The sequence below is a fragment of the Tepidimonas sp. genome, assembly GCF_046292505.1.
Classification (GTDB): Bacteria; Pseudomonadota; Gammaproteobacteria; order Burkholderiales; family Burkholderiaceae_C; genus Tepidimonas.
This window is the reverse complement of the sequence record NZ_JBKBQX010000166.1, coordinates 1-799: the sequence shown is the minus strand read 5'-3', so window position 1 is coordinate 799 and position 799 is coordinate 1. Positions and strand designations below refer to the sequence as shown.

Annotated in this window: 1 protein-coding gene and 1 pseudogene; one reads left to right on the top strand and one right to left on the bottom strand. The window is 73.5% G+C overall.

Features of this window, described 5'->3' with window-relative positions:
• Nucleotides 1–204, bottom strand: a pseudogene (locus tag ACK4TH_RS12505) (transcription elongation factor GreB); the annotation flags it as partial.
• Between the two features lie 137 nt (nt 205–341).
• Here ACK4TH_RS12505 and ACK4TH_RS12500 point away from each other — a divergent pair.
• On the top strand, nt 342–799 hold a 458-nt coding region (locus ACK4TH_RS12500; RefSeq protein WP_409626921.1), incomplete at its 3' end, for an exodeoxyribonuclease V subunit gamma.

Below are 799 nucleotides of genomic sequence, written 5' to 3'. Positions count from 1 at the left end.
GCGGTCGCCGTTGCTCGCGGCCCAGGACACCGTCTCGACCACGCGCGGGCGCTCCTCGTCGATCAGCTGCATCAGCTCGCCGCGCAAGCGCGCGTAGCCCTGCGGCGTCATGTAGTTCTTGCCCCCGGCCGGGATGCGCAGCCCCGCCGGCAGCGCCTCGTCGTCCTCGTCGTGGTCCTGCTCGCGCACGAAAGCCTTGCTCATGGGGGTGGATGGTAGCGCAGGGGTGCGCCCAAACGTTTCGATGATCGACCATCGGCCGATTCGGCGCATCGGATGCAGCGATCGGAGCGCGCGTTCACCCCAAGGGTGGGCGCGGCAATCCTCTACGATTACCGGCTGTGACACGCGTCCCCTCCAAACTCACCCCCACCCCGCTGCACATCGTCCAGGGCGACCGCATCGAGGCGCTGCTGCAGCGCGCCGCGGCCGATGCCGCCACGGCGCAGGCGGCGCAGCCGCTGCAGCCGCAGCGCTGGCTGGTGGCCAGCCACGGCATGGCGCAGTGGGTGCAGCAGGCGCTGGCGCAGCGCGACGGCGTCTGCGCCGGGCTGGCGTGCCTGCTGCCGGCGCAGTGGCTGTGGCAGACCTACCGCGCCGTGCTCGGCGAGGCCGCGGTGCCGGAGGAGGCACCGCTGGACCGCGGCCCGCTGCGCTGGCGCCTGTGGCGGCTGCTGCCGACGCTGGCGCAGCAGGCGGACGCGACGGTCTTCGCCCCGCTGATCCACTACCTGGGCGACGGCGACCCGCTGCGGCGCGCGCAGCTGGCGCGGCGCGTGGCCGACCTGTTCGACCAGTA